The 26,786-nt window shown below is 71.9% G+C and carries 34 protein-coding genes; 19 read left to right on the forward strand and 15 right to left on the reverse strand.

Features of this window, described 5'->3' with window-relative positions; all coding sequences use genetic code 11:
* Positions 1 to 215 precede the first annotated feature (215 nt).
* Positions 216 to 935, forward strand: a complete 720-nt coding sequence (locus tag G401_RS0108270) for an SDR family NAD(P)-dependent oxidoreductase (protein WP_027342125.1) — start codon at positions 216 to 218, stop codon at positions 933 to 935.
* Positions 936 to 956: 21 nt separating this feature from the next.
* Here the strand turns inward: G401_RS0108270 and G401_RS0108275 are convergent, their stop codons facing one another.
* A complete protein-coding gene (locus G401_RS0108275; RefSeq protein ID WP_034591018.1) occupies positions 957 to 1,835 on the reverse strand; it encodes an alpha/beta fold hydrolase in 879 nt (292 codons plus the stop codon).
* Between the two features lie 55 nt (positions 1,836 to 1,890).
* Here G401_RS0108275 and G401_RS0108280 point away from each other — a divergent pair, with 55 nt between their 5' ends.
* Positions 1,891 to 2,496 (forward strand): PadR family transcriptional regulator, encoded by a 606-nt coding sequence (locus G401_RS0108280; RefSeq protein ID WP_027342127.1) that lies wholly within the window; start codon positions 1,891 to 1,893, stop codon positions 2,494 to 2,496.
* A gap of 216 nt (positions 2,497 to 2,712) precedes the next feature.
* Here the strand turns inward: G401_RS0108280 and G401_RS44325 are convergent, their stop codons facing one another.
* Positions 2,713 to 3,885, reverse strand: coding sequence for an MFS transporter (locus G401_RS44325; protein WP_051366366.1), 1,173 nt, complete (start codon positions 3,883 to 3,885; stop codon positions 2,713 to 2,715).
* A gap of 161 nt (positions 3,886 to 4,046) precedes the next feature.
* Between G401_RS44325 and G401_RS0108290 the strand changes: the two genes are divergently transcribed.
* Positions 4,047 to 4,511 (forward strand): hypothetical protein, encoded by a 465-nt coding sequence (locus G401_RS0108290; protein ID WP_027342128.1) that lies wholly within the window; start codon positions 4,047 to 4,049, stop codon positions 4,509 to 4,511.
* Positions 4,508 to 4,795 (forward strand): transcriptional regulator, encoded by a 288-nt coding sequence (locus G401_RS0108295; RefSeq protein WP_027342129.1) that lies wholly within the window; start codon positions 4,508 to 4,510, stop codon positions 4,793 to 4,795. The genes G401_RS0108290 and G401_RS0108295 overlap by 4 nt, the downstream gene beginning before the upstream one ends.
* A gap of 105 nt (positions 4,796 to 4,900) precedes the next feature.
* Here the strand turns inward: G401_RS0108295 and G401_RS0108300 are convergent, their stop codons facing one another.
* Complete coding sequence (locus tag G401_RS0108300) at positions 4,901 to 6,145, reverse strand: hypothetical protein (RefSeq protein WP_027342130.1); 1,245 nt, start codon at positions 6,143 to 6,145, stop codon at positions 4,901 to 4,903.
* Between the two features lie 92 nt (positions 6,146 to 6,237).
* Here G401_RS0108300 and G401_RS0108305 point away from each other — a divergent pair, with 92 nt between their 5' ends.
* On the forward strand, positions 6,238 to 7,305 hold the full coding sequence (locus tag G401_RS0108305) for an LLM class flavin-dependent oxidoreductase (RefSeq protein WP_027342131.1): 1,068 nt from the start codon (positions 6,238 to 6,240) through the stop codon (positions 7,303 to 7,305).
* Here the strand turns inward: G401_RS0108305 and G401_RS44330 are convergent.
* Positions 7,229 to 8,140, reverse strand: coding sequence for an alpha/beta fold hydrolase (locus G401_RS44330; protein ID WP_084556952.1), 912 nt, complete (start codon positions 8,138 to 8,140; stop codon positions 7,229 to 7,231). The genes G401_RS0108305 and G401_RS44330 overlap by 77 nt on opposite strands.
* A gap of 54 nt (positions 8,141 to 8,194) precedes the next feature.
* Here G401_RS44330 and G401_RS0108315 point away from each other — a divergent pair, with 54 nt between their 5' ends.
* Both G401_RS0108315 and G401_RS0108320 read left to right on the forward strand, forming a co-directional pair.
* Positions 8,195 to 8,734, forward strand: coding sequence for a TetR/AcrR family transcriptional regulator (locus G401_RS0108315; protein WP_027342132.1), 540 nt, complete (start codon positions 8,195 to 8,197; stop codon positions 8,732 to 8,734).
* Between the two features lie 58 nt (positions 8,735 to 8,792).
* Positions 8,793 to 9,341, forward strand: a complete 549-nt coding sequence (locus G401_RS0108320) for a dihydrofolate reductase family protein (protein ID WP_027342133.1) — start codon at positions 8,793 to 8,795, stop codon at positions 9,339 to 9,341.
* 55 nt (positions 9,342 to 9,396) lie between these two features.
* Here the strand turns inward: G401_RS0108320 and G401_RS0108325 are convergent, their stop codons facing one another.
* A complete protein-coding gene (locus tag G401_RS0108325; protein WP_051366367.1) occupies positions 9,397 to 10,050 on the reverse strand; it encodes an HAD family hydrolase in 654 nt (217 codons plus the stop codon).
* Between the two features lie 62 nt (positions 10,051 to 10,112).
* On the opposite strand from G401_RS0108325, the gene G401_RS0108330 reads away from it, so the two are divergent.
* Complete coding sequence (locus G401_RS0108330) at positions 10,113 to 10,895, forward strand: class I SAM-dependent methyltransferase (protein WP_027342135.1); 783 nt, start codon at positions 10,113 to 10,115, stop codon at positions 10,893 to 10,895.
* 56 nt (positions 10,896 to 10,951) lie between these two features.
* Here the strand turns inward: G401_RS0108330 and G401_RS0108335 are convergent, their stop codons facing one another.
* Complete coding sequence (locus G401_RS0108335) at positions 10,952 to 11,572, reverse strand: HAD family hydrolase (RefSeq protein WP_051366368.1); 621 nt, start codon at positions 11,570 to 11,572, stop codon at positions 10,952 to 10,954.
* A gap of 46 nt (positions 11,573 to 11,618) precedes the next feature.
* Between G401_RS0108335 and G401_RS0108340 the strand changes: the two genes are divergently transcribed.
* On the forward strand, positions 11,619 to 12,221 hold the full coding sequence (locus tag G401_RS0108340; protein ID WP_027342137.1) for a hypothetical protein: 603 nt from the start codon (positions 11,619 to 11,621) through the stop codon (positions 12,219 to 12,221).
* 87 nt (positions 12,222 to 12,308) lie between these two features.
* Complete coding sequence (locus G401_RS0108345; RefSeq protein ID WP_157545462.1) at positions 12,309 to 12,968, forward strand: hypothetical protein; 660 nt, start codon at positions 12,309 to 12,311, stop codon at positions 12,966 to 12,968.
* 2 nt (positions 12,969 to 12,970) lie between these two features.
* Here G401_RS0108345 and G401_RS0108350 read toward each other — a convergent pair whose 3' ends face one another.
* The gene (locus G401_RS0108350; RefSeq protein ID WP_034591020.1) at positions 12,971 to 14,248 is read right to left on the reverse strand and encodes an RNA polymerase sigma factor; all 1,278 of its coding nucleotides are present in this window, start codon (positions 14,246 to 14,248) and stop codon (positions 12,971 to 12,973) included.
* Between the two features lie 8 nt (positions 14,249 to 14,256).
* Positions 14,257 to 14,586 carry a YciI family protein gene (locus tag G401_RS55670; RefSeq protein ID WP_027342401.1) on the reverse strand — a complete coding sequence of 110 codons (330 nt, stop codon included), beginning with the start codon at positions 14,584 to 14,586 and terminating at the stop codon, positions 14,257 to 14,259.
* A 110-nt stretch (positions 14,587 to 14,696) separates the two neighbouring features.
* Here G401_RS55670 and G401_RS0108360 point away from each other — a divergent pair, with 110 nt between their 5' ends.
* Complete coding sequence (locus G401_RS0108360; protein ID WP_027342140.1) at positions 14,697 to 15,059, forward strand: DUF1801 domain-containing protein; 363 nt, start codon at positions 14,697 to 14,699, stop codon at positions 15,057 to 15,059.
* A 36-nt stretch (positions 15,060 to 15,095) separates the two neighbouring features.
* Here the strand turns inward: G401_RS0108360 and G401_RS44335 are convergent, their stop codons facing one another.
* On the reverse strand, positions 15,096 to 15,590 hold the full coding sequence (locus G401_RS44335) for a MarR family winged helix-turn-helix transcriptional regulator (protein WP_157545464.1): 495 nt from the start codon (positions 15,588 to 15,590) through the stop codon (positions 15,096 to 15,098).
* 80 nt (positions 15,591 to 15,670) lie between these two features.
* Here G401_RS44335 and G401_RS58260 point away from each other — a divergent pair, with 80 nt between their 5' ends.
* Positions 15,671 to 16,645, forward strand: a complete 975-nt coding sequence (locus G401_RS58260) for a quinone oxidoreductase family protein (protein WP_027342141.1) — start codon at positions 15,671 to 15,673, stop codon at positions 16,643 to 16,645.
* On the opposite strand, the gene G401_RS0108375 is transcribed toward G401_RS58260, so the two are convergent.
* Positions 16,646 to 17,743, reverse strand: a complete 1,098-nt coding sequence (locus G401_RS0108375) for a hypothetical protein (RefSeq protein WP_157545466.1) — start codon at positions 17,741 to 17,743, stop codon at positions 16,646 to 16,648.
* 127 nt (positions 17,744 to 17,870) lie between these two features.
* On the opposite strand from G401_RS0108375, the gene G401_RS44340 reads away from it, so the two are divergent.
* Positions 17,871 to 18,983, forward strand: coding sequence for a response regulator transcription factor (locus tag G401_RS44340; protein ID WP_051366369.1), 1,113 nt, complete (start codon positions 17,871 to 17,873; stop codon positions 18,981 to 18,983).
* Here G401_RS44340 and G401_RS0108385 read toward each other — a convergent pair.
* The 3 genes from G401_RS0108385 to G401_RS0108395 all read right to left on the reverse strand — a co-directional run bounded on the left by G401_RS0108385 (position 18,907) and on the right by G401_RS0108395 (position 21,414).
* Positions 18,907 to 19,896, reverse strand: coding sequence for a hypothetical protein (locus G401_RS0108385; protein ID WP_027342143.1), 990 nt, complete (start codon positions 19,894 to 19,896; stop codon positions 18,907 to 18,909). The two genes, G401_RS44340 and G401_RS0108385, sit on opposite strands and share 77 nt — an antisense overlap.
* A 3-nt stretch (positions 19,897 to 19,899) precedes the next feature.
* Positions 19,900 to 20,121, reverse strand: a complete 222-nt coding sequence (locus G401_RS55675) for a hypothetical protein (RefSeq protein ID WP_157545468.1) — start codon at positions 20,119 to 20,121, stop codon at positions 19,900 to 19,902.
* Between the two features lie 84 nt (positions 20,122 to 20,205).
* A complete protein-coding gene (locus G401_RS0108395) occupies positions 20,206 to 21,414 on the reverse strand; it encodes a hypothetical protein (RefSeq protein ID WP_051366370.1) in 1,209 nt (402 codons plus the stop codon).
* Positions 21,415 to 21,512: 98 nt separating this feature from the next.
* Here G401_RS0108395 and G401_RS0108400 point away from each other — a divergent pair, with 98 nt between their 5' ends.
* Together G401_RS0108400 and G401_RS0108405 are read left to right on the forward strand one after the other, a co-directional pair.
* Positions 21,513 to 21,932, forward strand: coding sequence for a hypothetical protein (locus G401_RS0108400; RefSeq protein ID WP_027342145.1), 420 nt, complete (start codon positions 21,513 to 21,515; stop codon positions 21,930 to 21,932).
* 217 nt (positions 21,933 to 22,149) lie between these two features.
* Positions 22,150 to 22,524: a VOC family protein gene (locus G401_RS0108405; protein ID WP_027342146.1), complete on the forward strand. Its 375-nt coding sequence runs from the start codon at positions 22,150 to 22,152 to the stop codon at positions 22,522 to 22,524.
* Positions 22,525 to 22,605: 81 nt separating this feature from the next.
* On the opposite strand, the gene G401_RS44345 is transcribed toward G401_RS0108405, so the two are convergent.
* Both G401_RS44345 and G401_RS0108415 read right to left on the reverse strand, forming a co-directional pair.
* Positions 22,606 to 23,271 carry a hypothetical protein gene (locus G401_RS44345; protein WP_051366371.1) on the reverse strand — a complete coding sequence of 222 codons (666 nt, stop codon included), beginning with the start codon at positions 23,269 to 23,271 and terminating at the stop codon, positions 22,606 to 22,608.
* A 9-nt stretch (positions 23,272 to 23,280) separates the two neighbouring features.
* Positions 23,281 to 24,216: a beta-ketoacyl-ACP synthase III gene (locus G401_RS0108415; RefSeq protein ID WP_027342147.1), complete on the reverse strand. Its 936-nt coding sequence runs from the start codon at positions 24,214 to 24,216 to the stop codon at positions 23,281 to 23,283.
* Positions 24,217 to 24,318: 102 nt separating this feature from the next.
* Here G401_RS0108415 and G401_RS0108420 point away from each other — a divergent pair, with 102 nt between their 5' ends.
* The 4 genes from G401_RS0108420 to G401_RS44350 all read left to right on the forward strand — a co-directional run bounded on the left by G401_RS0108420 (position 24,319) and on the right by G401_RS44350 (position 26,776).
* Complete coding sequence (locus G401_RS0108420; RefSeq protein WP_027342148.1) at positions 24,319 to 24,783, forward strand: GNAT family N-acetyltransferase; 465 nt, start codon at positions 24,319 to 24,321, stop codon at positions 24,781 to 24,783.
* Between the two features lie 63 nt (positions 24,784 to 24,846).
* The gene (locus G401_RS0108425) at positions 24,847 to 25,608 is read left to right on the forward strand and encodes a TIGR04222 domain-containing membrane protein (protein WP_027342149.1); all 762 of its coding nucleotides are present in this window, start codon (positions 24,847 to 24,849) and stop codon (positions 25,606 to 25,608) included.
* On the forward strand, positions 25,608 to 26,396 hold the full coding sequence (locus tag G401_RS0108430; RefSeq protein ID WP_027342150.1) for a DUF692 domain-containing protein: 789 nt from the start codon (positions 25,608 to 25,610) through the stop codon (positions 26,394 to 26,396). The genes G401_RS0108425 and G401_RS0108430 overlap by 1 nt, the downstream gene beginning before the upstream one ends.
* The gene (locus G401_RS44350) at positions 26,393 to 26,776 is read left to right on the forward strand and encodes a hypothetical protein (protein ID WP_051366372.1); all 384 of its coding nucleotides are present in this window, start codon (positions 26,393 to 26,395) and stop codon (positions 26,774 to 26,776) included. Before G401_RS0108430 ends, G401_RS44350 begins: the two co-directional genes overlap by 4 nt.
* Positions 26,777 to 26,786: the final 10 nt, after the last annotated feature.

The raw sequence follows: 26,786 nt of genomic DNA on the forward strand, positions 1-26,786 counted from the left end.
ATCGGCATCAGCGGCACGAACGACGAATCGTCCCGGACGGGTGCTGTCCGGGACGATTCGTCCGGCCGCGAGGCTCGAAGGCGGGCGTACGCACGACGAAGTAGCCGTTGACGACACCCTCGTGCCCGTCGTCGCGGCCCGGGCGCGTACGCCTTCGTGAAAGCTCATGGCGTGACCTACGACGGGAGTGCCTTCAAGATCGGTACGGTGTCGGCGTGACAACGAAGGTGGCATTGGTGACGGGGTCGGCGTCCGGGATCGGCGAGGCGACCGCGCGGCGGCTGGCGGCCGACGGCATGACGGTGGCGGTGCACTCGCGGTCGAGCGCGGCGGCCGGGACGGCGTTGGCGCGGGACCTCGGCGGCACGTACTACCAGGCCGATCTCGCCGACGACGAGGCCGCCGCGGGGCTGGTGCCGCGCGTCCTGGCCGACCACGGCCGGCTCGACGTGCTGGTGAACAACGCGGGGATCAGCTGGCCGGTGCCGCACGCGGATCTGGCGGCGCTGCCCGCGGCGGACTGGCGGCGGCTGCTGGACGTCAATCTGATCGCGCCGTGGCTGCTGTGCACCGCCGCCGTTCCGGCGCTGCGCGAGGCGGGCGGCTGCATCGTGAACGTCACCAGCCACGCGGGCGTGCGGCCGAAGGGCAGCTCGATCGCGTACGCGGCGAGCAAGGCGGCCCTCAACCACATGACGAAGCTGCTGGCGGCCGCCCTCGGCCCCGACGTACGCGTCAACGCCGTGGCGCCCGGTCTCGTCGACACTCCGCTGACGGCGGACTGGACGGCCGCCCAGCAGCTGTGGGCGACCGCCAGTCCGATGCGCCGGGCCGCCCAGCCGTCCGACGTCGCGGATCTGATCTCGGCGCTGATCCACAACGGATACGTGACGGGCGAGGTGGTCCTTCTCGACGGCGGGCTCAATCTCCGCTGACGACCGCGTCGCACGAGAGGGTCACTCGGCGTAGAACGAGCGGAGCTGGGCGGCGATGACCTCCGGCTTGCCACCGGGATTCGCCTTCGAGACGTCGGCCGACGCGCCGTGGTCCAGCCCCGCGAGCTCCACGAGCCGCGCTCCCGGGATCGTGTCGCGCAGGTCGTGCAGCGCGGGATGCAGGAAGGCCAGCCCCTTGCCGCCGCCGAGCAGGAGCGTCTTCGCCCTGATGTCCGCGTACGCGGGGAGGGAGCCGGCCGTCTCCGCGAGCAGCACGCCCTCGTAGTGCAGCGTGGGAGCCAGTTTCCGCATCGTGACCGCGTCCGGGGCGGCCTTCTTGTCCTCGCTGTTCATCGCCATGTTGGTGAAGCCGGCGAGGAACCATCGGGGCAGCCGGGTCACCGCCGGCGGCGCCAGTTCCAGCCCGATCATGCTCGTCACCAGCGCGTACGCGGTCCGGTCGGCGGCCATCTCGCGGTCGTAGCGGTCCAGCCAGGCAAGGTGCGGCGAGTTGCGGGGCAGCAGGGCGGGCTCGAAGGCGGCGATCGCGCGTACCTGGGGGAGGGCGAGGGCGGCCCGGAGCACCACCAGACCGCTGACGCTCACGCCGAACAGGTTCTCGGCGCCGGTCCGGTCGAGCACGGCGGCCAGATCCTCGACCTCGCGGGCCATCGCGTACGCGTCGCCGTAGGGGCCGGTCAGCCCGCGGCCGCGCCGGTCGGGCAGGTAGACGGTGTAGGAGTCGGCGAGGGCGGCGGCCAGCTGCAGGTGGCTGGCGGACGACTGCATCGAGCCGTGGACGAGGACGATGCCGGGGCCGCTGCCGAGCCGGCGGTAGCCGACGCGCGTTCCGTCGGCGGAGGTGACGTGCTCAACGTGGATCTTCTCGGTCGTCATCATGGCTAGATAGTGTCATGGCAACTAGTAGTCTGGCAACTAGTGTACGTTCTTTGTCATGACGACGACCTTCCGCCGGTCCCCGCTGGCGCTCGCGATCCTGGGTCTGCTGGAGGACGGTCCCCTCCACCCGTACGCGATGCAGCAGCTCATCAAGAAGTGGGGCAAGGACCAGGTCGTCAACGTGGAGCAGCGGGCGACCCTGTACAAGATGATCACGAGGCTCGCCGAGGCCGGCCTGATCCGCGCCCACGCGACCAGCAAGGACCAGCAGTACCCCGAGCGCACCAGCTACGAGGTGACCGACGCGGGCCGGGCGGCGGCGCGGCAGTGGATGGGGGAGATCCTCGCCGTGCCGCGCAACGAGTACCCGGAGTTCCCGGCGGCGCTGTCGTTCCTGCCGATGCTCTCGCCGGAGTCCACACTGGAGCATCTCGAACGGCGGCGGGCGGCGCTGCGGGAGCGCCTGGCGGTACGCGAGGAGATGATCGGCCGGCTCGACGGCTTCGACGTGCCGCGGGTGAGCCTGCTGGAGACCGAGTACCTCCGCGCGGTGGTGGCGGCCGAACTGCGCTGGCTCGACGAGGTGATCGCGGGGCTCACGGACGGCTCGATCGCCTGGAGTCGGGAACAGTTCGCCGCCGTCGCCGCCCAGTGGACCTGACCGCTTTCCGGCGCCGCTCCCCGACCCCGCCTCCTGACGCCGCTCCGCGATGACCGCCTCCCCGGCGATCTTGCGCGAATGTCTCGAATTCCGTCCGGTATGCACCGAAGGCCCGGACATTCGCGCAAGATCGCCGAGAAGTGGTCGTCGCGGCGAGCGCGCGTCGTCGGCGGAGTGCGCGTCGTCGGCGGAGTGCGCGTCGCGGTCGGGGGAGGGCTACGCGCGGGTGAGGGTGAGGGTGGCGAGCAGGGCGAGGGCGGCGGCGGCCGCCAGGGTCAGACCCGGCAGCCCGGCGGCGAAGGACCAGGCGAAGACGCCGGTCGCCGCGATCGGCACCGTCATCTCCGCGAGCGCCGCCACCGCCGTCAGCGCGCCCTGGACGGTGCCCTGCTCCTCGGCTCCGGTACGCCCCGTGATCCACGCCTGCAGCGTGCCGCCGCCGATCGACGCCACCGCCGACAGCGCCACCGCGGGCCAGACGAGCCAGGCGGGGACCGTCGCGTACGCGAGGAGGGACGCCGCGCCGAACAGCCCGCACAGGATCGTCGTGCGGGCCGTGCCGAGGCGGCGGGTCAGCGGTCCGGTGAGCCACAGCGAGGCCGCCCCGCACGCGAGCGCGATCACGGTCATCATCAGCCCGGTGTACGCGGTGGTCCAGCCGAAGCGCGCCGTCATCGCGTACACCCAGGTGGTTTGCTGGATCATGCGGGCGGTGTCGTCGAGCAGGCGGCCGCCGACGAGGCGGGAGACGCGCGGGCGCCGGGCGAGCAGGAGGAGGGCGGCGACCGGGTTGGCCACGCGCCAGCCGAGCGGGGTGGTGCGGTCGCCGGGGCGTGACTCGGGCAGGACCAGCAGGCCGTACGCGGAGTTGGCGAGCGCGAGCGCCGCGGCGGCGTAGAACGGGAGCCGGACATGGATGCCGCCGAGCAGGCCGCCGAGGACCGGGCCGGCGATGAAGCCGGCGGAGAACGCGGCGCCGACGAGTGCGTAGGCGCGGGCCCGGCGCTCCTGCGGCACCACGTCCGCCACGTACGCGTTGACCACCGTGCCGGCGGCGGCGCACGCCCCGGCGAGCGTGTGCAGGATGCCGATGAAGAGCAGCGAACTGGACAGGGCGTGGCCGAGCCAGTCGACGCCGAGGCAGGCGAGCGCGATGATCAGGACGGGCTTGCGGCCGTAGCGGTCGGCCAGGCGGCCGAACAGGGGAGCGGCGAGGAACTGGGCGGCGCCGAAGGCCGAACCGAGCAGGCCCGACCAGCGGGCGGCACCGGCGGGACCGCCGGTCAGCGCGGTCATCAGGGCCGGGGCGACGGGGACCACGATGCCGAGGCCGAGCATGTCGACCACGACGGTGACCAGTAGGAACGTCAGGGGTGAGGGCTTGCGCACGGGTACTTCCTCCGAGTGGGTCGGCCCCACCCGACGGAAGTACGGAGGATCAACGTATCGCGGCCGTCAAATAGTTTTCCTTGGATGCGTTGTGCGGGGCTGCCGATCGCCCGAGAACTTTCCACTTTCCCAACTGGAAAGTTTTGGCTATAGTTTCCGACATGGAAAGTGTTGAGGCGCGTGACCAGCTGATCCTCGTCGAGCGCTCCGCCGCGGCGCCCTACGTGCAGTACCCCCCGACGCCGTGGTGGTACCCGCCGGTCGTCGGCGCCTGGACGGCCGCGCTCATCGGCGCGTTCGCCTGGTACCGGGTCAACGGCGCGATGTTCTTCGCCTCGCTGGCGATCGTGCTCGCCGCCGAGGGCTGGTTCCTCGCCTGGATGCGCCGCCGGCACGGGGCGCTGCCGATGCTCGGCCACGGCCGGCCGCCGGCCGAGATCGGGTCCGTCTACCGTGGCTACTTCGCCGGCCTCGCCGTGGTGGTCGTGGTGGTCGCGGCCGCGTGGTGGCTGGGCGGCGTACCGGTGGGGGCGGCGGTCGCCTTCGTCGCCGTCACGGCCGGAATCGCCCTCTACGAACGGAAGTACGCCGCCGCGGCCGCGAAGGTGCGGGACCGGCTCGGATGATCGGCGACCTGGATCCGGTCATCCACGTGCCCAAGCGGCTCGCCGCGATGGCGATGCTGGCCAACGCGCCGACGGTCTCGTTCCGGTTCCTCAAGGAGCAGCTGCGACTCGGCGACTCCGACCTGTCCAAGCAGATGTCGGCGCTGGAGGCGGCGGGCTACGTCAAGTCCACCAAGGACGGTCACGGCCGCGGGGCCACCACCACGTACGCGATGACCCGCCCGGGCCGCAAGGCGTACGAGGCGCACTGCGCAGCCTTGCGGGCGTTGATCGGCCCCTCATGATCCGGTTTGGATCAGGGTTTCGCACGTAATCTTGGTCCAAGATTCGGGTGATTTCCCTGATCCAAACCGGACGAAGAAGCGGGTGTGGGGCGGGTGTGGGGTGGGTCAGGGGTTGGGGAAGAGGCCGATGCGGCCGTGGTACTCGTGGGCCAGCTGGTCGGTGTCTGAGCCGACGTAGAGGCCGTCGGGGGTGACGAGGAAGGCCTGGACGCCGACGCCGCGCGTACGCGTGGGGTTCCAGGCCAGCGCCAGGCCGGTGTCGGGGTCGATCGCGCCGATGCCGGGCCGGGCCACCGCACCCGGTCCGGCGTTCTTGTTGCCGTAGGGGTTGTCCAGCCACTGCTGGTGGCCGCCGACGTAGACGGCCGCGCCGGTGCAGGCCACCGCGAACAGGGAGTTGCCGCCGGTGTGGTTGACCCAGGTCGGCTTGTGCGGCCCGGGACTCAGCTCGAACCGGGCCGCCGTGTCGCACATGGCCGTCGGCGTGGAGGTGTGGCCGGTCGTCGTGATCACCGCGTACGCGCCGGTGGGGTCGACGTCGACGGCGCGCACGTAGTCGTCGTAGACGCTCGCGCACTCCTGGTTGTAGGTGCTGGTACGCCAGTCCGTGAGGTCGCCGCCGGTGGTGAACACCGCGACCTGGGGGCGGTTGAGCCCGTCGACCGTGCCGAAGCCGCCGATCGCGATGAGCCGCTCGTGGTCGGGGGTGAGGGCGAGCGCCTCGATCTTGATCGGGCCGGACCGCCACGGCCGCAGCTGCGGGTCGAACGCCGGGTCCACCGCGCCGCTCTCCGGGTCCAGCCCGGCCAGTCCCGGGCGGCGTACGCCGTTGATTGCGCTGAACAGGCCGCCCGCGAACAGGTGCATCCCGTCGAAGGCGAGCGTACGCACATCGGTGCCGGTGATGTCGGCCGTCATCGCCGGGTCGATCCGCCCGGTGGCCACGTCGAGCCTGGCGATCCCGTCGTGCGGCTGGCCGCCCGCGTGATGGAATGTGCCGCCGAGGAAGACGGTGCCGGGCGGGCCGGCGGCCAGGGCGTACACAGGGCCGTCGAGCGGCACGTCCAGCGGCTGGATCTCACCGGTCCGCGGCTTGAACGCGAACAGGTAGTCGCGCGCGAAGTCCGCGACCGCGGCCGGGTCGGTGACGGCCGTGAACGTCCCGCCGACCACGATCACGTCGCCGACCTGGGCGATCGCGCGTACCGTGCCGTCCATGACGTGCGGGGTCCACTGCACGGGCTGGTCGCTGACCACGTCCTCCTGGCCCGGCTGCGCGTACGCGGGCGACCACAGGGCCGCCCCGGCGCAGAGGGCGGCCACCGTCACGAGCCTTCCGAAACCACGCATCACCCTTGTTCCAACGATTCCCCGCGTTCCACGTCGCGGGACGGCGGGTCCGGGCCTGGAATAAAGCCTACCGGATAGGTAGGCTTTCGATCATGACCGTGTTCCACTGGTTCCTGCCCACCTCCGGCGACGGCGATCAGGTCGGCTCCGCGACCGTCGCGGCCGGCGCCGCCGACCACCGGCGCGAGGCGACCCTCGACTACCTCGCCGAGGTCGCGCGGGCCGCGGAGGAGGGCGGCTTCACCGGCGCGCTCACCCCCGTCGGTTCGGGCTGCCCGGACCCGTGGATCGTCTGCAGCGCCGTCGCGGCGCGTACCGAGCGGCTGAAGTTCCTGGTCGCCTTCCGGACCGGCTTCACCCTGCCGACCGTGCTCGCCCAGCAGGCCGAAGCCTTCCAGCAGATGTCCGGCGGCCGCCTCGCCCTCAACGCCGTCACCGGCGGCGACGCCCGCGAGCAGCGCGCCTACGGCGACTTCCTCGACCACGACCAGCGGTACGCGCGTACCGACGAATGCCTCGACGTCCTGCGCCGATCCTTCACGGGTACGCCGTTCGACTTCACCGGCGAGCACTACCGCGTGGAAGGCGGTGGCCTGCGCCGGCCGCTCGACCCCGCGCCGGACCTCTACTTCGGCGGTGCCTCGCCGGTCGCCGAGCAGGTGGCCGCCCGGCGCGCGGACGCGTACCTGATGTGGGGCGAACCCCCGGCGGCGATCGGCGAACGGGCGGAGCGGATGCGCAAACTGGCCGCCGACAACGGCCGTACGCTGCGCCTCGGCATCCGCCTGCACGTGATCGCGCGCCCGACGGCGGACGAGGCGTGGGCCGAGGCCGACCGGCTGCTGGCCGGGATGAGCCCGGAGCGGATCGCCGCCGCGCAGGCGCGCTTCGCGACGATGGACTCGGTGGGCCAGCAGCGGATGGCGGCCCTGCACGGCGGCAGCGCCGACGGCCTGCAGATCGCGCCCAACCTCTGGGCCGGCATCGGCCTCGTCCGCGAAGGCGCCGGCACGGCGCTCGTCGGCAGCTACGACCAGGTGGCCGAGCGCATCCGCGAGTACGCCCGCCTCGGCCTGGACGAGTTCATCCTGTCGGGCTGGCCGCACCGCGAGGAGGCGCAGCGGGTGGGCGCGGAGGTGCTGCCGCGAGTGCTCGCCTGATCTCGGCCAGCACCGCCGCGGGCTGCTCGTCGGCCAGGAAGTGCGCCGCGTTCTCGATACGCACCACGGTCAGGTCGTCGGCGTGCTCCGCGGACCCGCCGAGGAACTCCGCTCGCAGGGCGGGGTCGGCGGCGCCGTAGAGCAGCCGCGTCGGTGTCCGCAGCCGCACGCCCCGGTACGCCCCGCGCGCGATCCGCATCGCCCCGGGGATGATGAAGCGCCGGTACAGGACCGATCCGGCCCGCGCCCGCTGCGGCTCCCGGAACTGCGCCGCGAACAGGTCCACATCGGACCGTTCGATCGGCTGCGCCGCATAGGCCCGGAACAGGTACCGGACCAGACCGCCCCGGCGCAGCAGCCACGGCCCGAGGCCGGGTGTCGCGATCGCGTACTGGAACCACAGCCGCCACATGACCGTCAGCAGCTTCGGCGAGAAACGCATCCACGGATGCGGAACGGCGAGACTGACGAAGCTCAGCACCCGCTCCGGATGCCGCAGGCACAGCTCGTACCCGGCCATCGCCGCCCAGTCGTGCGCGACGACGTGCGCCTTCTCGATCCCCAGGGCGTCGAGGAGGTCGAGCAGGTCCTGCTCCGGATGCACGTAGCCGTCCGCGGGCGCGTCCGTCGCACCCGCCCCCCGCAGATCCGGGCAGATCACCCGGTGGGTCGTCGCGAGGCCGGGAATGATCTCCCGCCACTCCCACCAGGTCTGCGGAAACCCGTGCAGCAGCAGTACGGGCTCGCCCTGTCCCGCCTCGGCGACGTGCATCCGCAGCGCCGCGAGCCGGACCATCCTGTGCTCGATTCCCACGAGCTGGGGAAACGCCGCCATGACCGCAGACTACTATAAACGTAGTACCCGTGTCACTACGTTTATAGTTCGAGCGTGAGTACGCGTACCCGGGCCCTCGACGCCGCCCTCGACCTCGTCGGCACCGAGGGCCTGCGGTCCCTCACCCACGCCCGCGTCGACGAGCGCGCCGGGCTGCCGCGCGGCTCCACCTCCAACCACTTCCGCACCCGCGCCGCCCTTCTCGCCGGCGTCGTCGACCACGTCGCCGAACGCGAACTCGCCGACCTGGGCGTACCGTCCCTTCCGGACAGTGCGGACGCGCTCGTCGACCTGCTCACGGGGTATCTCACGTACGCGGTCACCGCCAACCGCACCCTCACCCGGGCCCGCCTCGTCCTCTTCATGGAGGCCGCCCACAACGCCGAACTGCGCGACGCCGTCTCCCGCGGCCGCGCCGCCATGAGCGGCCTGCTGGTACCGCTCCTCACCCACCTCGGCGCGCCCGCGCCCGAGGTGGCGGCCAACGCGGTCATGGCCTGCTGCGAAGGCCTCATCCTCCATCGCGTCGCCCGCGAAGACGCCACGGATCCACGTCCCGTGCTCGCCCTGGTCGTCCGCGCGTCCCTTTCCTGAGTACGCGAAAACGTCGTACCAGAGTCGTACGGTGGCTCGGAGAATGGGGGATTTTTCGATGACTGACACCCAACCGCAGGTGGCCGCCGGTAAAGTGCTGTGGCACTTCACGATGTCGCTGGACGGCTTCGTGGCCGGACCGGATCACGCGATGGACTGGATGACCGGCTTCACCGTCCGCGACGGACTGATCGACGAGTACGTGACCACGACCGGTGCGATCCTGGGCGGCCGGTCCGGCTGGGACACCATCAACGGTGCCCGGCCCTACGGCGGCCTCTGGGACGGCCCGATCTTCGTGCTGACCCACCATCCCGAGGACGCCACCCCGGCCGAAGGCGTCACCTTCCTCAGCTGCGACGTGGCCGAGGCGCTCGAGATCGCGAAGAAGGCGGCGGGGGAGAAGAACGTCGAGGTGTTCTCGCCGACCGTCGGCCGCCAGCTGCTCGAACGCGGGCTGATCGACGAGATCGACCTGCACGTCGCGCCGGTCCTGCTCGGCGACGGCATCCGGCTGTTCGACAACCCGGGCGGCGTACCGGTGCGGTTGAACAGAGTCGGCGACGACCCGGTACGCGCACTCAACGTCCGCTACCGACCGGCCTGACAGCGACCGGCGGCCGGTACCGGATGCGGATACCGGCCGCCGGTGTCCGACAGCGTCAGGGGGTTCGCGGCAGGCGTTCGGGGGCGACCACCGGCCGGACGTCGATCGCGTCGATGCCGGCCGCGGCGGCGGCCCGCAGTCCTTCGTCGCTGTCCTCGTACACCACCGCGTCCCGCGCCGGTACGCCGAGCCGGGACAGGGCCAGCAGGTACAGATCGGGTGCGGGCTTGCCGTTGTCGACGTCCTCGCGCGTCACGATCACCGTGAAGAGGTCTCGGATGCCGAGATGGTCCAGGGTCGGGGCGAAACTGACGGTCGTGCCGCCGGTGGCGATCGCCAGCCGGCGTCCCTGTGCTCGTGCCGTCCGTGCGATGTCGAGGACCGGGCGGACCGGTTCGACGGTGTGCACGAACCGGTCGAGGAACGCGGCGTCGCGGCGCCGGGCGACGAGCGAGGAATCGAGGGGCGCGCCGGTTTCGGCGGCGAGCAGACGGACCATCTCGTGCGTGGACAGCCCGGTCCGCTGATCGAACCAGTCGCGCCGCAGCAGATGCCCGTGCTCTTGCAGCCCTTCGCGCAGGCTGTGGTAGTTCGCGGTCGTGGAGTCGGCCAGGGTGCCGTCCCAGTCGAACAGGAGCGCCTGGGCGTCGGGCGGCGGCTCCAGGGCAGCGGCCGAGATCGGGTCCGTGGGATTCGGCTGTCGCCTCATGAGGATCAACACTAGTCAAGCGGCGCCGGCCCCTGCCGTCCGGCGGATGAGACGATGCGGAGATGGACGAATCGACGACGGGCGGCTTCGATCGCCGGACGGCCTCGGCGTGGCAGCACAGCTGGGACCGGCAGCAGGAGGCGTACATGCCCGACCGGGAGGAACGCTTCGCGGCGATGCTCGACGCCGTCGACGCGACCGCGCCCACCAGCCGTCCGCTGCGGGTCCTCGACCTGTGCGGCGGGACCGGTTCCATCAGCCTGCGGCTCGTACGCCGCCGTCCGGACGCCGCCGTGACGCTCGTCGACCTCGACCCCGCCCTGCTGCGTATCGCGCGCGGCTCGCTGCCCGACACTGTCGCCGTCGTCCAGGCCGATCTGCGGGAGGCGGGCTGGCCGAGCCGGATCGGCCGGGATTTCGACGCGATCCTCACCGCGACCGCGCTGCACTGGTTCGCCGCCGACGAACTGTCCACTCTCTACGGACAGATCCTCGACCTGCTCGCCCCGGGCGGCATCTTCGTCAACGCCGACCACATGCCCGACGATGACCTGCCCGCATTGACCGAAGACCTGTACGCCGCGGACAAGCGGCGCCGGGAAGCCCTGTACGCCACGGGAGCGGCGGTCTCGTGGGAGGGTTGGTGGAACCTGGTCGCGGCCGACCCGGTGCTCGGCCCGTTGAAGACCGAGCGGGACGAGCTGTTCAGCATCCACCACGGTCAGGAGTGGACCCCGCCGGTCGGCTGGCACCGCGACGCTTTGCTGGCAGCGGGGTTCGCCGAGGCCGGCCTGGTCTGGCGGGGCGGCCTGGACGCGGCCGTCGCCGCCCGGCGAGCCCGCTGAGCCCGGACGGCGTACCCGAGGTTCGGAGCAGTAGTCGGCTGTCGGGCGTACGCCGGTCAGCGGCCGGATGCGAGCCAGGTGGCGAGTTCGCGGAGATCCTTGACGGGATGGTCGCCGTCGAGCCCGCGTAGCGTCGCGACCCGGGCTCCCGCCGCGCGGGCGGACCGGATGCCGGGGGCGGAGTCCTCGACCGCGAGGCACCGGGCCGGATCGACGCCGAGCCGATCGGCCGCGGCCAGGTACGGCTGCGGCGACGGCTTGCCCTCGGCCGTGTCCTCGACGGTGACGAGCACCGGCGGCGTGATGCCGGCGGCGCCGAGCCGGATGCCGGCCAGCCGCCGGTCCGCGCTCGTGACCACGGCCCACGGCAGGCCGAGCCGCCGCACGGTGTCCAGCAGTTCGGCGGCGCCGACCGTGGCCCGGATGTCGGAGACGTCCGCGTACTCCAGTTCGAGCTGCCGCTGCGCGGCGTGGCGGTGCTCGTCCGCCGTACGGCCGGGCAGCACGGCGATGGCCGTCGTGAGCGCGGTGTTGCCGTGCAGCCGCGGCTCCAGAGTGCTCATCGGTACGCCGTGCTCGGCGGCCCAACGCCGCCAGGAGCGTTCGACGGCCGCGTCCGAGTCGACCAGGGTGCCGTCCATGTCGAGCAGGACGGCGGCGAAGTCATGCGGTCCCATGCGTCAAGCCTGCCAGAGGGCCCGATCGCCCTCGTATAGTCGTGCCATGGAGCCGCCCGAGACATCGATCAGCGTACGCGGCGAAATGGACATGATGGAGGCGCCACCGCCGCCGGGCGCGCGGCGGCGGCTGGCCGGACTGGCCGATCTGCTCCTGCTGGCGGCGGCACTCGGCGCGGGTGCCGGATACCAGCTGGGCGACCGTCGCGACGCTGGGCGCTCGACGGGCGAGACGGCCACCGTGGCTCCGGTGAGCGCGGCCGTGAACGCGACCGGCCGGCGCTGCTCGCAACAGCTGGGCCTCCGGTTGCAGCTCGGGGTGGAGGTCGTCAACCGGTCCGGCCGCCCGGTGCGGCTGCAGGAGTTCGCCGCGACACTTCCCCTGGGTGGCATGCGGGTCGTCGGCACCAGCTGGGGCGCCTGCGGCGAGTTGTCGCCGGCTTCGGCCGGAATACCGCAGAGCCTGCCACCCGGCGCGGCGGCGTGGATGTCGGCCGTCTTCGACGTGTACGGCCCTTGCCCCGCGCCGGATCCGGTCAGCTTCACCGTGCTGGTGGCCGACGACAACGACGCGGCGGCCGTCGACGCCGGCGGCTTCGCCGACCTCGGCGACGTCCCCTACTCCGGGTGCGGCAGCCCGGCCTCCTGATGCAGTCCCGTCGGATCGCGGTGTCTCCAGCGGATCTTCGCGGACTTCGGCGAGCAGCCGCTGAGCGAACGGCGGTAGGTTGATCGCGTGATGTCTGAGCTGTCGTTGTCCGTCAAGGATCTGCGCGTGATCGTGCGGATCGACGGTGAGGCTGTCGGCAGCCTCGACGGCAGTGCCGGCCCTGACCCGTGGTTCGTGCTGGTGCCGGTCAACCGTTTCGTCGCGACCGTCGAGCCGACGACGGCGACGATCGCCTGCTGTCGTGGCTGCGGGCCGGATTGCAGCGCGGTCGAGGCGCGTATCCAGCGAGAAGGTGCCGTCGTGCGCTGGGTGTGGGGCGACCGGGAACAACGCGGGGAGAGCGGGCGGCGTACGACGCTGTTCGACGCCGGCGCCTACGACGCCGAAGTTTCCCGCTTGGGGGCCGACTTCGGCTGGGAGACTCCGCTGCGCCGGGCCGGGCGGCTGATCCTCAGCGACCTCCCGCTGCCGCCGGGGCTCGTCGGCGACAGGGTTTGTGGCGGCGGTTCCGGCCGGCTCGAGGTGTGGTTCACGGAGCCGGACGAGTACCAGGTCTTCGTGACCTTTCCCTGGGACGAAGCGCGGCCGGACGAGAGCGCGGCGGAGATACGGGCCGTGCTCGCCGGGCCGGTGGCCCTGTGGCCGGCCCGATGGCACAGCATCAGGGGAGACCGAGACGAACCACCGGCGTACGCGGGCCCGGCCTGGCAGCGTGCAGTCCTGTGAGGTCAGGCGGTCGCCGCTACGCAGGCGTACGCGCGGCGCAGCAGCACTTCCCGCTCCGGCCGGTTCCGGGTGAGCTCCGCGGCCTGCTCGAAGGCGACCCGGGCCTCCGTCATCCGGCCGAGCCGGGCGAGCAGGTCGCCGCGGACCGCGTACAGGAGATGGTAGTTGTGCAGTCGTGCCGTGAGATCGTCCACGATGGACAGGGCGGCGGCGGTGCGGCCAGTCTCGGCGACGGCGACGGCGTGGTTGAGCCGCGCGACGGGAGTGGGGGCCAGCTGGAGGAGAGTTTCGTACAGCAGGGCGATCTGCGCCCAGTCCGTGTCCTCGGGCCGGGCCGCCTGGGCGTGGCAGGCGGCGATCGCGGCCTGCAGGACGTAGGGGCCGACCGGGCGCTGCAGCTCGCGGGCGCGCAGCAGGGTGGTGAACCCGCGCTGGATGAGTGACTGGTCCCAGCGGCCGCGGTCCTGCTCGGCCAGGGTGACCGGGCGGCCGTCGCCGTCCACGCGGGCCTGGAAGCGGGAGGCCTGGATCTCCATCAGCGCCACGAGCCCGTGGACCTCGGGCTCGTCCGGGGCGAGGCCGGCGAGCATGCGGCCGAGCCGCAGGGCCTCCTGGCACAGGTCGGTACGCAGCAGGTCGTCGCCGCCGGTGGCGGAGTAGCCCTCGTTGAAGATCAGGTAGACGACTTCGAGGACCGAGGCGAGCCGCTCGGCGCGTTCGGCCGGCGGGGGCACCTCGAAGGGGATGTCCTTCTCGCCGAGGGTGCGTTTGGCGCGCACGATCCGCTGGGCGATGGTCGGCTCGGGGACCACGAAGGCGCGGGCGATCTCCTCGGTGGTCAGACCGCCCAGCAGCCGCAGCGTCAGCGCGACCCGTGCCGGGGTGGCGAGCACGGGGTGGCAGGAGATGAAGATGAGCCGCAGGATGTCGTCTTCGATCTGATCCTCGTCGAGGACGGCGTCGAACTCCGCCGTGCCGTCGTACGCGGCCGTGCGTTGCCGGTCCTCGACGTCGCGGCCGAGGGTCTCGACCTTCTCGCGCAGCTTGTCGTCGCGCCGCAGGCGGTCGATCGCGCGGTGGCGGGCGGTCAGCATCAGCCAGCCGCCCGGGTTCTCGGGTACGCCGGTCCGGGGCCAGTCCTGCAACGCGGACACCAGGGCGTCCTGGGCGAGTTCCTCGGCGAGGCCGACGTCGCGGACGAGGCGGGTCAGGGCGCCGACGATGCGCGCCGACTCGAGCCGCCAGACGGCCTCGAGCCGGCGCTGGATCTCGATCTCCACGGCGTGGGTCAGTCGCCCGGTCCGTAGACGCGGCGCATGTCGCCCTCGCCGTCGCCGACCACGCTCCAGAAGCGCTGGGCCAGTTCGCGCGCCTCCTCCTCGGTACGCGCCTCGATGAGGGCGAAGCTGACGATGGACTCCTTGGCCTCGGCGTACGGGCCGTCGGTCATGGTGACCTGGCCGTCGGCGGCCGAGAAGTGGGTGCCCTTCGGGTCGAGTCCGCCGCTGGCGAGCAGGACCCCGGCCTGGGTCAGCTCGGTGACGAAGGCGCCCATCCGGGCGTACAGCTCGGGGGTCGCGGGCGGTCCGCCGCCGTTGGTCGTCATCAGAAAACGCACGCCGACATGGTCGCACAAAAAATCTTCGGAAAAGTTCTCCGGTGGTGTCGATCCGGGGCGGTCCCGTTCGCTGCCTGGATGGAGAAGAGCCGACGAGAAGGGCAGACATCATGGCGAAGTTCGGCACGATCGACGAGTATGTGGCCGCGCAGCCGGAGAACCTGCGGGCCGTCGCCGAGAAGATGGTCACGCTCATCGACGCGGCGCTGCCCGGCACCGGTGCCCTGTGGCAGGGGCATCCCGTGTGGAGCCTCGGCGCCGCGCCCGGCAAGCAGCCCGTCTGCCTCATCAAGGCGTACGCCTCCTATGTGACCTTCGGTCTGTGGCGGGGCCGGGAGCTCGACGATCCGGACGGCCGCATCGACACGAAGGGCGGGATGGCGCACGTGAAGCTGCGCGACCTGGCCGAGATCGACGCGGAGCTGTTCACCCGGTGGGTGCGGCAGTCGGCCGACCTGGAGCGCGCCGCCTGACGGCCCCGGCGCCCGCCCTCCAAGATCCCGCTTGGATCAGGTTTTCGCACGTAATCTTGGCTCAAGATTCGGGTGATCTCCCTGATCCGAACGGGATCTTGCGATCATCGCGGTCGCGTACGCGATGAGGCGGGCCTGGTCGGACGGCGCGAGACCGGCGGTCAGTTCGCCGATGCGGGCACTGAAGGCCGTCTCGACCTCGGCGGCCAGCCGTCGCCCGGCGGCCGTGGTGGCGACGTGGACCGCCCGCCGGTCCTGGGCGCTCGCCGTACGCGTCACCAGCCCCCGCCGCTCGGCCCGGTCGACGAGTCCGCTGATGGACGACTTGTCGAGGCCGAGGAGGCGGCCGAGCTCGTTCATGGTCGGCTCCCGGTCGCGCAGGATGCCCAGCAGCCGCGTCTGGACGATCGACAGCTCGTGGCGGCCGGCGAGCTCGGCGAGCGTGTCGTGGACGAGGAAGGAGAGCAGGGCGAGCGCGTCGACCAGATCGAGTCCGGCATCGGGGCCGGACTCGATGTCAGGGCGGTTCACGGCCCCATCCTACTTGAAAAAGTACGTGGCACAAACTAAATTGGTACGTGCCACGAACCAATTCATGAGGGAGTCACGGCATGGACGCGTACGCCGCCGTCGTCCGGGAGTTCGGCAAGCCGCCCCGGTACGAGCCGTTCGAGCTGCCCGAACCGGAGCCGGGGCGGATCGTCGTGGACGTGCTCGCCGCCGGGCTGCACCCGCGGGTGCGTACAGGGGCGTCGGGCAAGCACTACACGAGCACGGGGAAGCTGCCGATGATCCCCGGGATCGACGGTGTCGGCCGGCGCGCGGACGGCCGGCTCGTCTACTTCGTGGCCGACGACGACGATCTCGGTTCGATGGTGACGCGGACGGCTGTGGACCCTCGGCGGACGGTCGAGCTGCCCGAGGACGTCGACGTGGCCACGGTCGCCGCCGCGATGAACCCGGCGATGTCCTCGTGGGTCGCGTTGCGCCGGCGCGTACCGTTGCGGGCCGGGCAGTCCGTCCTCGTGCTCGGCGCCACCGGCAACGCCGGGCGGATGGCGGTCCAGGTCGCGAAGCGGCTCGGGGCCGGCCGGGTCGTCGGCGCGGGCCGGTCGCCGCAACGGCTGGCCGAACTTCCCGCGCTCGGCGCCGACGCCGTCGTCCGCCTCCCGGGCGGCGGGCCGGCCGATGCGCCGCTCGACAAGAACGCGCTCGCCGAAGCCGCCGCCGATGTCGACCTCGTGCTCGACTATCTGTGGGCCGAGCCGGCGAGCGAGGCGATCGTCGCGCTGCTGACCGCGCGTACGGACCGCAGCCGGGCGTTGGACTGGATCCAGATCGGCGCCGTGGCCGGGCCGACGATCGAGCTGCCCTCGGTCGTGTTCCGCTCGGCCAACTTCCGGCTGCAGGGCAACGGGCAGGGTGCGGTGTCGCCGAAGGCGTACGTGGCCGAACTGCCGTCGCTGGTCGCCGAGCTCCGGTCCGGCGGGATCACCGCCGCCGTACGCACGGCGCCGCTCGCCGACGTCGAACGCGTCTGGACCGAACCGGAGCCGGCGGGTGTGCGTACGGTGCTGACGACCTGATCAGGCGCGATTCCAGACCAGCCAGCCGTCGATCGTCGCCTGCGGTACGCGAGCCTCGCGGCCCAGTTTCGTGAACGCGTTCTCGATCGCCGGTGCCGTCGTCGCCATCCCGAACAGCGCCCGCGCGGCCGAGGTGACGATGCTCATCGCGGGGGAGACCCCGGAGCCGGAGCCGATGCCCGCGAATCCGCTCGCGGCGCCGACCGCCTGCACGAGGAGCTGGCGGTTCTCCGCCCGCGCCGCCTCGTAGGGGTTGTACCGCGTCGCCTGGTACGCCGCCTCGGCGATCACGTCCATCGGCAGCACCAGCGCGCGGCCGATCCCGATCAGCGCGATCCGCAACGTCTTGTAGTGCAGGTTGAGGGAGTCGCTCTCGCCCAGGTACTCGGTCTGCGCCCGGCGGGCGAAATGCTCGCCGCCGCTCTTCGACATGCCCAGCCGGATCATGAGCGGCACGACCCGCTGGGCGGCGCGTACCTCGCCGATCGCGTTGGCGCTGGCGTGGAAGGCGTAGGTGGCGACGGCGGCGCGGACGTCGTCCTCGAGATGCGGCACGGTGATCGCTGCGTACGAGTCCGGAACAGGTGAGGCGGCGAGCTGCTCACGGGCCTGCGGCCGCAGTTCCAGGGCGTCCAGGACCCGCCAGCGCAGCGCCTCGTTGCACTCGTTGACCAGGCCGTCGTCGTCCACCGCCGCGACGTTGACCAGCTGCCAGATCAGCCGGCCGACCGCCTCGCGGTACCTGGTGTCGTCGTGGCGGACCTTGGCCCGCGCGATCGCGCCCGCCGCCAGTCCGCCGAGCGCGGCCAAAGCCTCGGTCAGCTGCGCCTCCTCGCCGCGCTTCTTCGCCGACAGGCCGAAGTTGCGGTCCCAGAAGCCGCGCCGCTGCTCGTTCAGGTACTGCGCGACCCCGCCGCCGAAGTTCGCCCCGAACTCCGCCGCCGTGTCCACAGTGGCCTGCGCGCGGCGCTGCGCCGGCGACTGGTCGAGCACCCGGCGCAGCTCGCCGAACGCGGTCTGGGCGCGCGTACTGGGCTGGTAACTCTCCCAACGCGACAGTCCCCGGCCCATCGTCCGGGCCACCTCCTGGCTCGCCATGCCGACCACCCCTGAAGATCGCACGCTCGTCCCCAGCCGATCGCCGCAGGACTTCTGGCGTGAAGGTAGGCCGAACCACCTGGCTCGCCAATCCCACGAAGCTGGGGGTACGCCGTAGGGTGAGCGCGTGGTGACGCGTACCCCTTCCGCCGCCCGCGTGCTGAGCCGGTTCGCCGGTGCGCTCGACGAGGACCGCAACGTGGTCGAGACGATCGACGTGGCCGCCGAGGCGCTGCTGTCCGCGGTCCCGGCCGACGTGTGGTGCGCGGTCGTCCTCGATCCGTCCACCCTGCTCGACACCGGCGGCGTGCACCGGGCCGGGTTCCCCGCCGAGGTCATGCCGCGGCTGTTCGAGATCGAGCACGCCGAGCAGGACGACGTCGACAACCTGCGGGCGCTGACCCGGCGTACCGCACCGGTCAGCCTGCTCAGCCGGTCGACCGGCGGCGACCTCGCCACCAGCAAGTACTACCGGGAGATCCTCGCCCCGCTGCGGCTCGCCGACGAGCTGCGCGTCCTGCTGCGCGACGGGGAGCACACCTGGGGGCTGCTCGTGCTCTGCCGGTCCGCCGGCTCGCCCGCCTTCAGCGACGCCGAGCTGTCCGTCGCCGCCGAGGTCAGCCGCCCGGTCACCGTCGCCGCCCGCCGGTCGCTGCTGCTCACCGGCGTCGACGACGGCCTCGTCGACGACGCGCCCGGGGTCGTCATGCTCGCCGCCGACGGCACCCTCCTGTCGGTCTCACCCACCGCGGGCGCCTGGCTCGATCAGCTCGGCGAGGTCCGCACCGGCGGACTACCCCATCCGGTACGCGCGGTCGTCGCCGCCGCGCACGCGGCGCCGGACGCGAGCGCGTGGTCACGCGTACGCACGCCGGCCGGGACCTGGGCGACGATCCGCGCCTGGCGGATGAGCGGGCCGGCCGGCGGCGGGACCGTGATCTCGGTCGGCCCGGCCGAACCCGGGGAGCTGACGGCGATCGTGCTCGACGCGTACGGGCTGACCCCGCGGGAGCGCGACGTCACCCAGCTCGTCCTGCTCGGCCGGTCGGGCGCGCAGATCGGCGACCGGCTCGGCCTGTCGGTCTACACCGTCCAGGACCATCTCAAGAGCGTCTTCGACAAGACCGGCGTACGCAGCCGCCGCGACCTGGTCAGCCACCTGTTCACGAGGCACTATCTGCCGCAGTTGCAGCAGCCGTCGCTGTCCCTGGACGGCCGGCGGCATCCCGCCCCGGAGTAGGCCGCCACAGCAGATCGGCGAGGCCCGGCACGACCAGCGACGGCACCAGCAGGAAGATCAGGTACTGCACCGGCCACGCCACGAACACCAGCACCGGTACGCCCGCGACGGCCGGTCCCGGGAAATGCGCGTACGCCCAGTGGTGGTGGGCGGTGTTCAGGATCTCCATGACCACGGACAGGACCACGCTGGCGAGCAGGACGGCCGCCCCGGGCACCCAGTAGCCGTGGCGGACGGCCCCGGCGGGGGAGCAGAGCCGCCGGCGCAGCAGGAGACCCTGGGCGAGCAGCGCGGCACCGGTCAGCGCCGCCGCGATCAGGAAGAACGGCGGCGCGGCGGGGACCGGGTGCGTCGGTGCGAGCGAGAAGCCCCGCCGCGCGTACCAGAGGATGGTGCATGTCAGCGACGTGAGCAGGGTGAGCGCGCCGAGGAGCAGGGGGACGGCCGGGGTGATCGAGACGCGCGGGCCGGGGCGCGCGACGGCGTCGAGGACCGCCTTGGCCGCGAGGTAGCTGGCCACGATGGACAGCCAGTAGAACGCGAAGCCGGGCAGGACGATCAGGCCGTAGAACCACGGTGTCCAGTAGGGATAGAACCAGAGCCGGCCCAGCCACTGCGCGCTCAGCTCCAGCACGACGCCGGCGGTGACGCCGCCGAGGAGCAGCCACGGCAGCCGGACCGGGTCGTCGATCACCATCCCGGCGAGCGACGGGGCGCCGAAGCGCTGGCAGACGCCTTCGCCGAGGAGGATGACGCCGACGGTGAACAGGGTGGTGCCGGCGCCGAGCACGAAGACCGGGACCACCGGCAGCCCGAACAGCCGCTCGGGATCGTCGAAGACGCGGCGCGGGGCCAGCAGCTGCCCGGCCGAGGCCGCGAGCAGCAGCAGACCGAGCCCGGTCTTGACGTTCACCCGTCAGCTGTCTTCCACGGCCAGCCGCCCCACCTCGCGGTACGCGGAGTCGTAGATCGCCTGTTCCTGGCCGGGTTCGAAGGTGATGTGCTGGAGGTTGCCGCCCCAGTAGCGCAGGATGCGGCCGAGCTCCTTGGCGGTGTCGTCGCCGAACTCGCTGATGTCGACCTGCATGCACTTCGGGCGGCTCGCGCGAGCGGCTCCCCGGCGGAGGAGAAACTTCACGATCCGATCGTGGCACAGCGGGCACGTCCCGGGTGCCGTGATGCGGGGGATCCGGCGCGCCGCACCGCGCCGGAGGCATCCGGATCAGCCGTCGTAGCTGGCCTGCTCCACCGCGAACACGTTGCGGTGGCCGACCGTCTCCTGCAGCGACCACAGCAGGTCCGGGTTGGTGGTGTCCTCCCAGTAGCTGATGCTCTCGCCGCCGCCCACCCAGCCATAGGTGAACGCGCCGCCGGCCGGGGTCCAGTAGTAGAGCTTCTTGCTGCCCGAGGAGTTGAACCACCAGCGGCCGTTGTGCGAGGCCACGCCGTTGAGCTGGGTCCACGGCAGCTGGAGGGCCTCCGAGGACGTGGTCGAGGCCGCGAACGTGGTGGCGCCCGAGGCGAACGGGAACCGGACCGCCCGCGACGGCCGGTTCGGATACGAGGTGCAACCCGACGCGCAGGTGTACTCGACCATGACGATCGAGCCGCTGACCCGGTCCAGCGAGATGCTCGACCAGGCGAGCGAGGTACCCGAGGTCGTGGCGGCGGTGATCGTCCCCACCTGCGGCAGCACGTACGCGTAGTTGTGCGCGTAGTACGTCGTGCCGTCGGACTGGCGGCCGATCTGGTCGGCGGTGCCGCCGGTGTTCGTCTTGAGGATCTTCTTCATGTTGAAGACCCGCATCCCGTGCCCGGTGTCGGCCACGTACAGGTAGTCGCCGTACCAGGACACGCCGCCCGCGTGGATCGGGATGTCCTTGAAGTTCGGCGCGGCGGCCGTGCCGGTCGGCTCTACGAGCAGCACCTTGCGGTACTTGTTCGGATAGGTGGCGTCCCAGTCGACCAGCGTGATCTTGCTACGGGCCTGGTCGCCGTCGCAGCCGTCCTTGGTGTACCAGCTCACCAGGATCAGCTGGTGGCCGTCGTAGTTGCCGCTGTTCGCGGTCCCGATGGCGTCCCGGCTGGTGGTGATGCCCTGCGGGTAGTTGGTGCAGTCGGTGTTGTCGCCGTCGTCGAACTTGAACCCGGAGCTGTAACCGGCGAGCCCGAGCGAGTCGGTGATCGCCTGCCGGTCGTGGTTCGCGTTGTCCATGACGGTGTGCACGGCCGCCGTACCCAGCTTGGCGATCAGCGCATTGTCGACGGTGTCGAACTGGGTGTAGTTGGCCGACAGGGTGAACTGGCTCGTCGGCAGGTTCGACGGGACCGATGCCGCGAGCGCGGGCGGTGCGCCGGTCAGGGCGGCGGCGCCGACGAGGACGGCGGCCATCAGGATCGGGGCCACCCGTCGTTGACGGAAGAGGAGCATCGTTGCGACCTTTCGTCTGTCGCGATTGGATCGATCCCCGACACTAGTGATCTTCCCGGGTGATGTCGACCGCCGGCGATTTTTGTAGGGTGTGGCCCGTGGGCGTACCCGACATCCGGCACCTGCTCGGCCAGGAACTGGCCGTCACTCTCGGCGACCTGACCACGACCCTCGAGGTGGTCGACTGGGCCGGGCTCCGCGCGGACTCCGAGGCGCTGGCGGCCCGCGCCCGCGGCCTCGGCCAGGACGAGATCAACGCCCTCTACCAGGGCGCCCGCGATCCGGTCGCGGAGATCGTCGAATACTTCCTCTTCGAGTACGCCGAGCGCGTCGAGGACGGCGACTGGCTGCCCTTCGGGCTGCTCGGGATCGGCTGCGGCCCTGAGAGCTACACCGAGATGACCAACGACGGGGCGCTCGTGTTCGATCTCGCCGCCGAAGCCGCCGTCCTCTGGGTACGCGACGACGAGGTCACACCGGTCGGTCACCTGGAGGATCTGCCGATCACCCGGGACTGATCAACCGCTGGACGTGCTAGCCTTCCTGCGCGCCCCAGATGGGCCTACCCCCGGAGGTTCTGGCTACTTCAGCCGCCACGCCGAGATCGACGCGATGTACGCGTTCTCTCGCGCGGGATCCGGGGCGTTGGTGCCCACGGGGTTTTGTCATCAGTGCGGCTGCTGAACGCCGTGAGCTTCCGATCGGGTCTTCGGATCGACCGGGAAGACGGTACGCGTGACAGTCACGTTCAACCACACCATCATCGCCGCCAAGGACAAGAACGCGTCGGCCGCGTTCTACCGGGCCCTGTTCGAACTGCCGGCGGCGCCTTCGTGGGGGCCGTTCGTCAACGTCCTGCTCGACGAGGGCGTCCTGCTCCAGTTCGCCGAGCCGCCGGTGGACATCCAGATGCAGCATTACGCGTTCCTCGTCGACGATGCGCGGTTCGCCCGGTGCCTGGCCTTTATCGAGGAGCAAAGCATCACGTACTGGGCCGACCCGCAGATGAAGCGGCCGGGCGAGACCAACACCGAGCACGGCGGCCGCGGGTTCTACTTCATGGATCCCGCGGGGCACGCGGTCGAGATCATCACTAGGCCGTACCTGTAGCAGATCGAGCGCGACGACGCGCTGGGCCGAGGCCGGTCTTGGTGGCGACCTGGTCGGCGGGCCGACTCCGGTCGGTGGAGATCACCGGCCGGAGCCGGCCGACCAGGCGTGGTGGATCCGCTCGAACCGCGCCTCGCTCACATCCGCGGGATCGTCCAGGATCTGCAGGATCTGGCCGCCTTGCGGCAAGTCGTGGACCGCGAGGCCGAACGGGAGATCCGGGAGCGGTCGCCGGCCGGGCGAGCGGAGGTAGGTCCACCAACCGAGCCAGTGCGGCCACTCACCCTCGGCGACGGTGTCGTTCGGCAGGCCGGCGAGCTCCCAGATCTGCTCCAGGCACCACTCGTCGTTCACCCGCCCGTACGCCGCGCCGAACCGCCCGGCTGCGTCGGCCCAGAGCGCTGTCAGCAGGGCGTGCAGGTGCCGGAAAGGCTCGGCATCCGGGCCGGGCCGCCGCACGGCAAAGGCTTGGTTCAGGTACCAGACGATGCCTTCGTCCCCCGCTACGGAGACGAAGATGTCCACCTCGCCCAGCCAGAGCACGATGTTCTGGGCGCCCGTCGCGTACGCGGACACCAGGCCCGGCATGAAGGTGGGTCCGCCCTCGGTGTCGCAGATCGTGACCGTGCCCAGGGAGTTCGAGGCTGAGAGTCCGTAGGTGGCGGCCAGTTCCACGAACCGCGGCAGCAGATCGTCCGGCTGCTGCCCGTCGGCGAAATGCAGGTCCCAGGACCAGTCCGAGCTCATATGGGGAGATCAGGGGCAGCGGATGATCTGGCCGGCGTACGCGAGGCCGCCGCCGAAGCCGAGCAGCAGCACGGGCGACCCCGCCGGGATCTCGTGCCGTTCGACCAGTTTGGACAGTGCGATCGGGATGCTCGCGGCCGACGTGTTCCCGGATTCCGTGACGTCGCGGGCGATCACCGCCTTGGCGGCGCCGATCTTCTGGGTCACCGGCTCGATGATGCGCAGGTTCGCCTGGTGCAGCACGATGCCGCCGAGGTCGTCGGGGGTGAGCCCGGCGGTCTCGCAGATCTGGCGGGCGATCTCCGGCAGCTTCGTCGTGGCCCAGCGGTACACCGACTGCCCGGCCTGGGTGAACTTCTGGTCGCCCTCGATGACGACGGCGTCGCCCATCTCCGGGAACGAGCCCCAGACGACCGGGCTGATCTCCGCCTCCTCGGCGGCGCTCACGACGACCGCCCCGGCGCCGTCCCCGACGAGTACGCAGGTCGTCCGGTCGGTCCAGTCGGTGAAGTCGCTCAGCCGCTCCGCGCCGACGACGATCGCGTGCCGGGCCGAGCCGACCCGGATCATCGCGTCGGCGAGGGCCAGCGCGTGGGAGAAGCCGGAGCACGCGGTGTTCACGTCGAGCACGGCCGGCGACGGCAGGCCGAGCCGGCGGGCCACGCGGGCGGCGATGTTCGGGCTGCGGTCCACCGCCGTGCAGGTCGCGACCACGACGAGGTCGATGTCCTCGGCCGCCAGCCCGGAGTTCGCGAGGGCGGACCGGGCCGCCTCGGCGGCGAGCAGGTCGAGCGGTTCCTCGGGGCCGGCGATCCGGCGCTCGCGGATGCCGACCCGGCTGCGGATCCACTCGTCGTTGGTCTCGACCATGGTCGCCAGCTCGTCGTTGGTGAGCACCCGGGCGGGCTGGAAATGACCGGCGGCGACGACTGCCGAACCACGCATCGACCCGCTCCTTTCGCAAGATCAGCTAGTAGACAGTGTCTACCACAGCCGTCGCGGGAGTGTCCACGGCCGTCCCACGCGGCGGACGCTATCGTCGGAGCGATGACGGGCACCGGCGTACGCCTCGCGAACGCGGCCGACGCGGATGTCGCCGCCCGGCTCCTCGACGAGTTCAACCGCGAGTTCGACACCGAGACGCCGGGCCCCGCCGTCCTCGCCGACCGGCTGCGTACGCTGCTGGCGGGCGGCGGCCTGGTCGTCCTGCTGGCCGACGGCGATGCCGGGATCGCGGTCGTCTCGTTGCGGGTCAACGTCTGGTACGCCGGCCCCGTCGCCCTGCTCGACGAGCTCTACGTCCGCCCCGAACTGCGCAACCGGCGCATCGGCCAGGCGCTGCTGGAGGCCGCGTGCGCCCAGGCGGTGGCCCGCGGCGCGGAACTGCTGGAGATCAATGTGGACGGTGTGGACCACGACGCCCGCCGGTTCTACGAGCGCCACGGCTTCTCGAACACCGAGCCGGGCGCCGGCGAGCCGATGTACTTCTACTACAAGGACCTCGCGCCCTAGAAGGATCTCGCGCACTACAAGGATCTCTCGCCGGGGTTGTAGGCGTACGGCACACTGTCGGGCGTGGGAACGATCTTCAGCGTCCTCTTCGTCGCCGCCGTGTTCGCCGGCGTTCTCGTGCTGGTGGTCGTCGGCAACCGGCCCGCACGGGCGTACACGGGCCCGGCGCTGACCGGCGAGGAGACGGCGTTTCTCAACGGCGGGCGCGGGTTGGCGGTGCAGGCGGCGATCGCGTCCCTGCGGGTGGCCGGCGGCGTGATCCCGGCCCGCAACGGCAAGCCGGCCGTGGCGACGCTGCCGCAGGCGACGCCGCTGGAACGAGCGGTCTCCGGGGCGCTGGTGGCCGGGCTCGTCGGGCCCGCGATCGTGCGCTCCACCGAGGTCGACATCGCCCTGGACTCCCTCGCCCGGTCCTTGCAGGCGCGCGGACTGCTCAACGCGCGGGAGAAGCGTACGAAGACGGCCGACGGACTGTTGCGCGCCCAGCGGCGCCAGTACGCGTACCTGGCCCCGACGCAGAACCCGGCCTGGACGACGTACGGGCCCGCGGCCGCCGCGCTCGGGGTCGGCCTGTTCGGCGCCGGGGTGCTGGCGACGGTGGATCCCGAGCTCCTCGGGCTCTTCCCGGTCCAGCGGTCGTTCGCGGGCGGCCCGTCGGGGACGAGTGACAGCGGCGGCTACTACGGCGGCAACACGACCTCGTACAGCTGCTCGTCCGACAGCGGCGGCTCGCATCACGGATGCTCGTCGTCCAGCTGTTCGTCATCGAGTTGCTCGTCGTCGAGTTGCGGCAGCTCCTGCGGCAGTTCGTGCGGGAGCAGCTGATGGGTGGGCTGCGCGGCCTCGGCATCGGCTGGCGGCCCGAGATCGCGGGCTACGTCGCCGGGCGTACGGATCTGGGATTCGTCGAGGTCATCGCGGAGTCGATCCACGAGCGGCTGCCGGACGGGCTGGCCGCCCTCCGCGACCGGGGCGTGCCGGTCGTCGCGCACGGCGTGGCCCTGGGCCTCGGCGGCGCCGAGCCCGTGCCCGGCGACCGGATCGAGCACTTCGCGCGGGCCGTCGCGGCGACCGGTGCGCCCGTCGCCAGCGAGCACATCGCCTTCGTCCGGGCCGGCGGCCTCGAAGCCGGCCACCTGCTGCCGCTGCCGCGCAGCCGCGAAGCGGTCGCCGCCGTGGTGGCCAATGCGCGACGCGTACAGGAGCAGCTCTCGGTGCCGCTCGCGCTCGAACCGATCGCGGCCCTCGTGGAATGGCCCGACGACGAGCTCACCGAGGCGCGCTTCCTCACCGAGATCCTCGACGCCACCGGCGCGCTGCTCCTGCTCGACATCGCCAACGTGTACGCGAACGCCGTCAACCGGGGCGAGGCGCCCGAACGCCTGCTCGACGAGCTCGACTGGGACCGCGTCGCGTACGTGCACGTTGCGGGCGGGGATCTCCGGGACGGGCTGTACCACGACACGCACGCGCATCGCGTACCCGAGGAGGTGCTGACGCTGCTGGAGAAGTATCCGGTGCCGGCGGCGATGCTCGAGCGCGACGGCGCCTATCCGCCCGCGGCCGAGCTCGACGCGGAGCTGGCGGCGATCGCGCGGGCGGCCCGGCTGTGAGCCTCGCGGAGCGGCAGGCGGCGCTGGTGGCCGCCCTCGTCGCCGGGGACGGGCCGCCGCCGGGCTTCGACCCGGCGCGCGTGCGGGCGACCGCCGACCAGCTGCTGCGCAAGCGGGCGGGGGAGGTGGGCCGCGCCTGGCCGTGGCTGCGTGCGAGTCTCGGGCCGCGCTGGACGGCGGAGTTCACGGCGTGGGCTGCGGGCCGCCCGCCGCGTGGCTCGCAGCGCGACGGCTTCGACTTCGCGCAGACCCGGGAAGATCTTGACGAGTACGCCCGAGCCGAACTCGCCGACCGCGAGCGGCAGTGGGACGACGACGGCGCTCAGCCCCTCCGGCCTCGCCGAAGTCCCCTGCGCCGGTGGTGGCCGAGGCGGTCCTGACATTGCGGTC

It is taken from the genome of Hamadaea tsunoensis DSM 44101, assembly GCF_000428945.1.
Taxonomy (GTDB): Bacteria; Actinomycetota; Actinomycetes; order Mycobacteriales; family Micromonosporaceae; genus Hamadaea; species Hamadaea tsunoensis.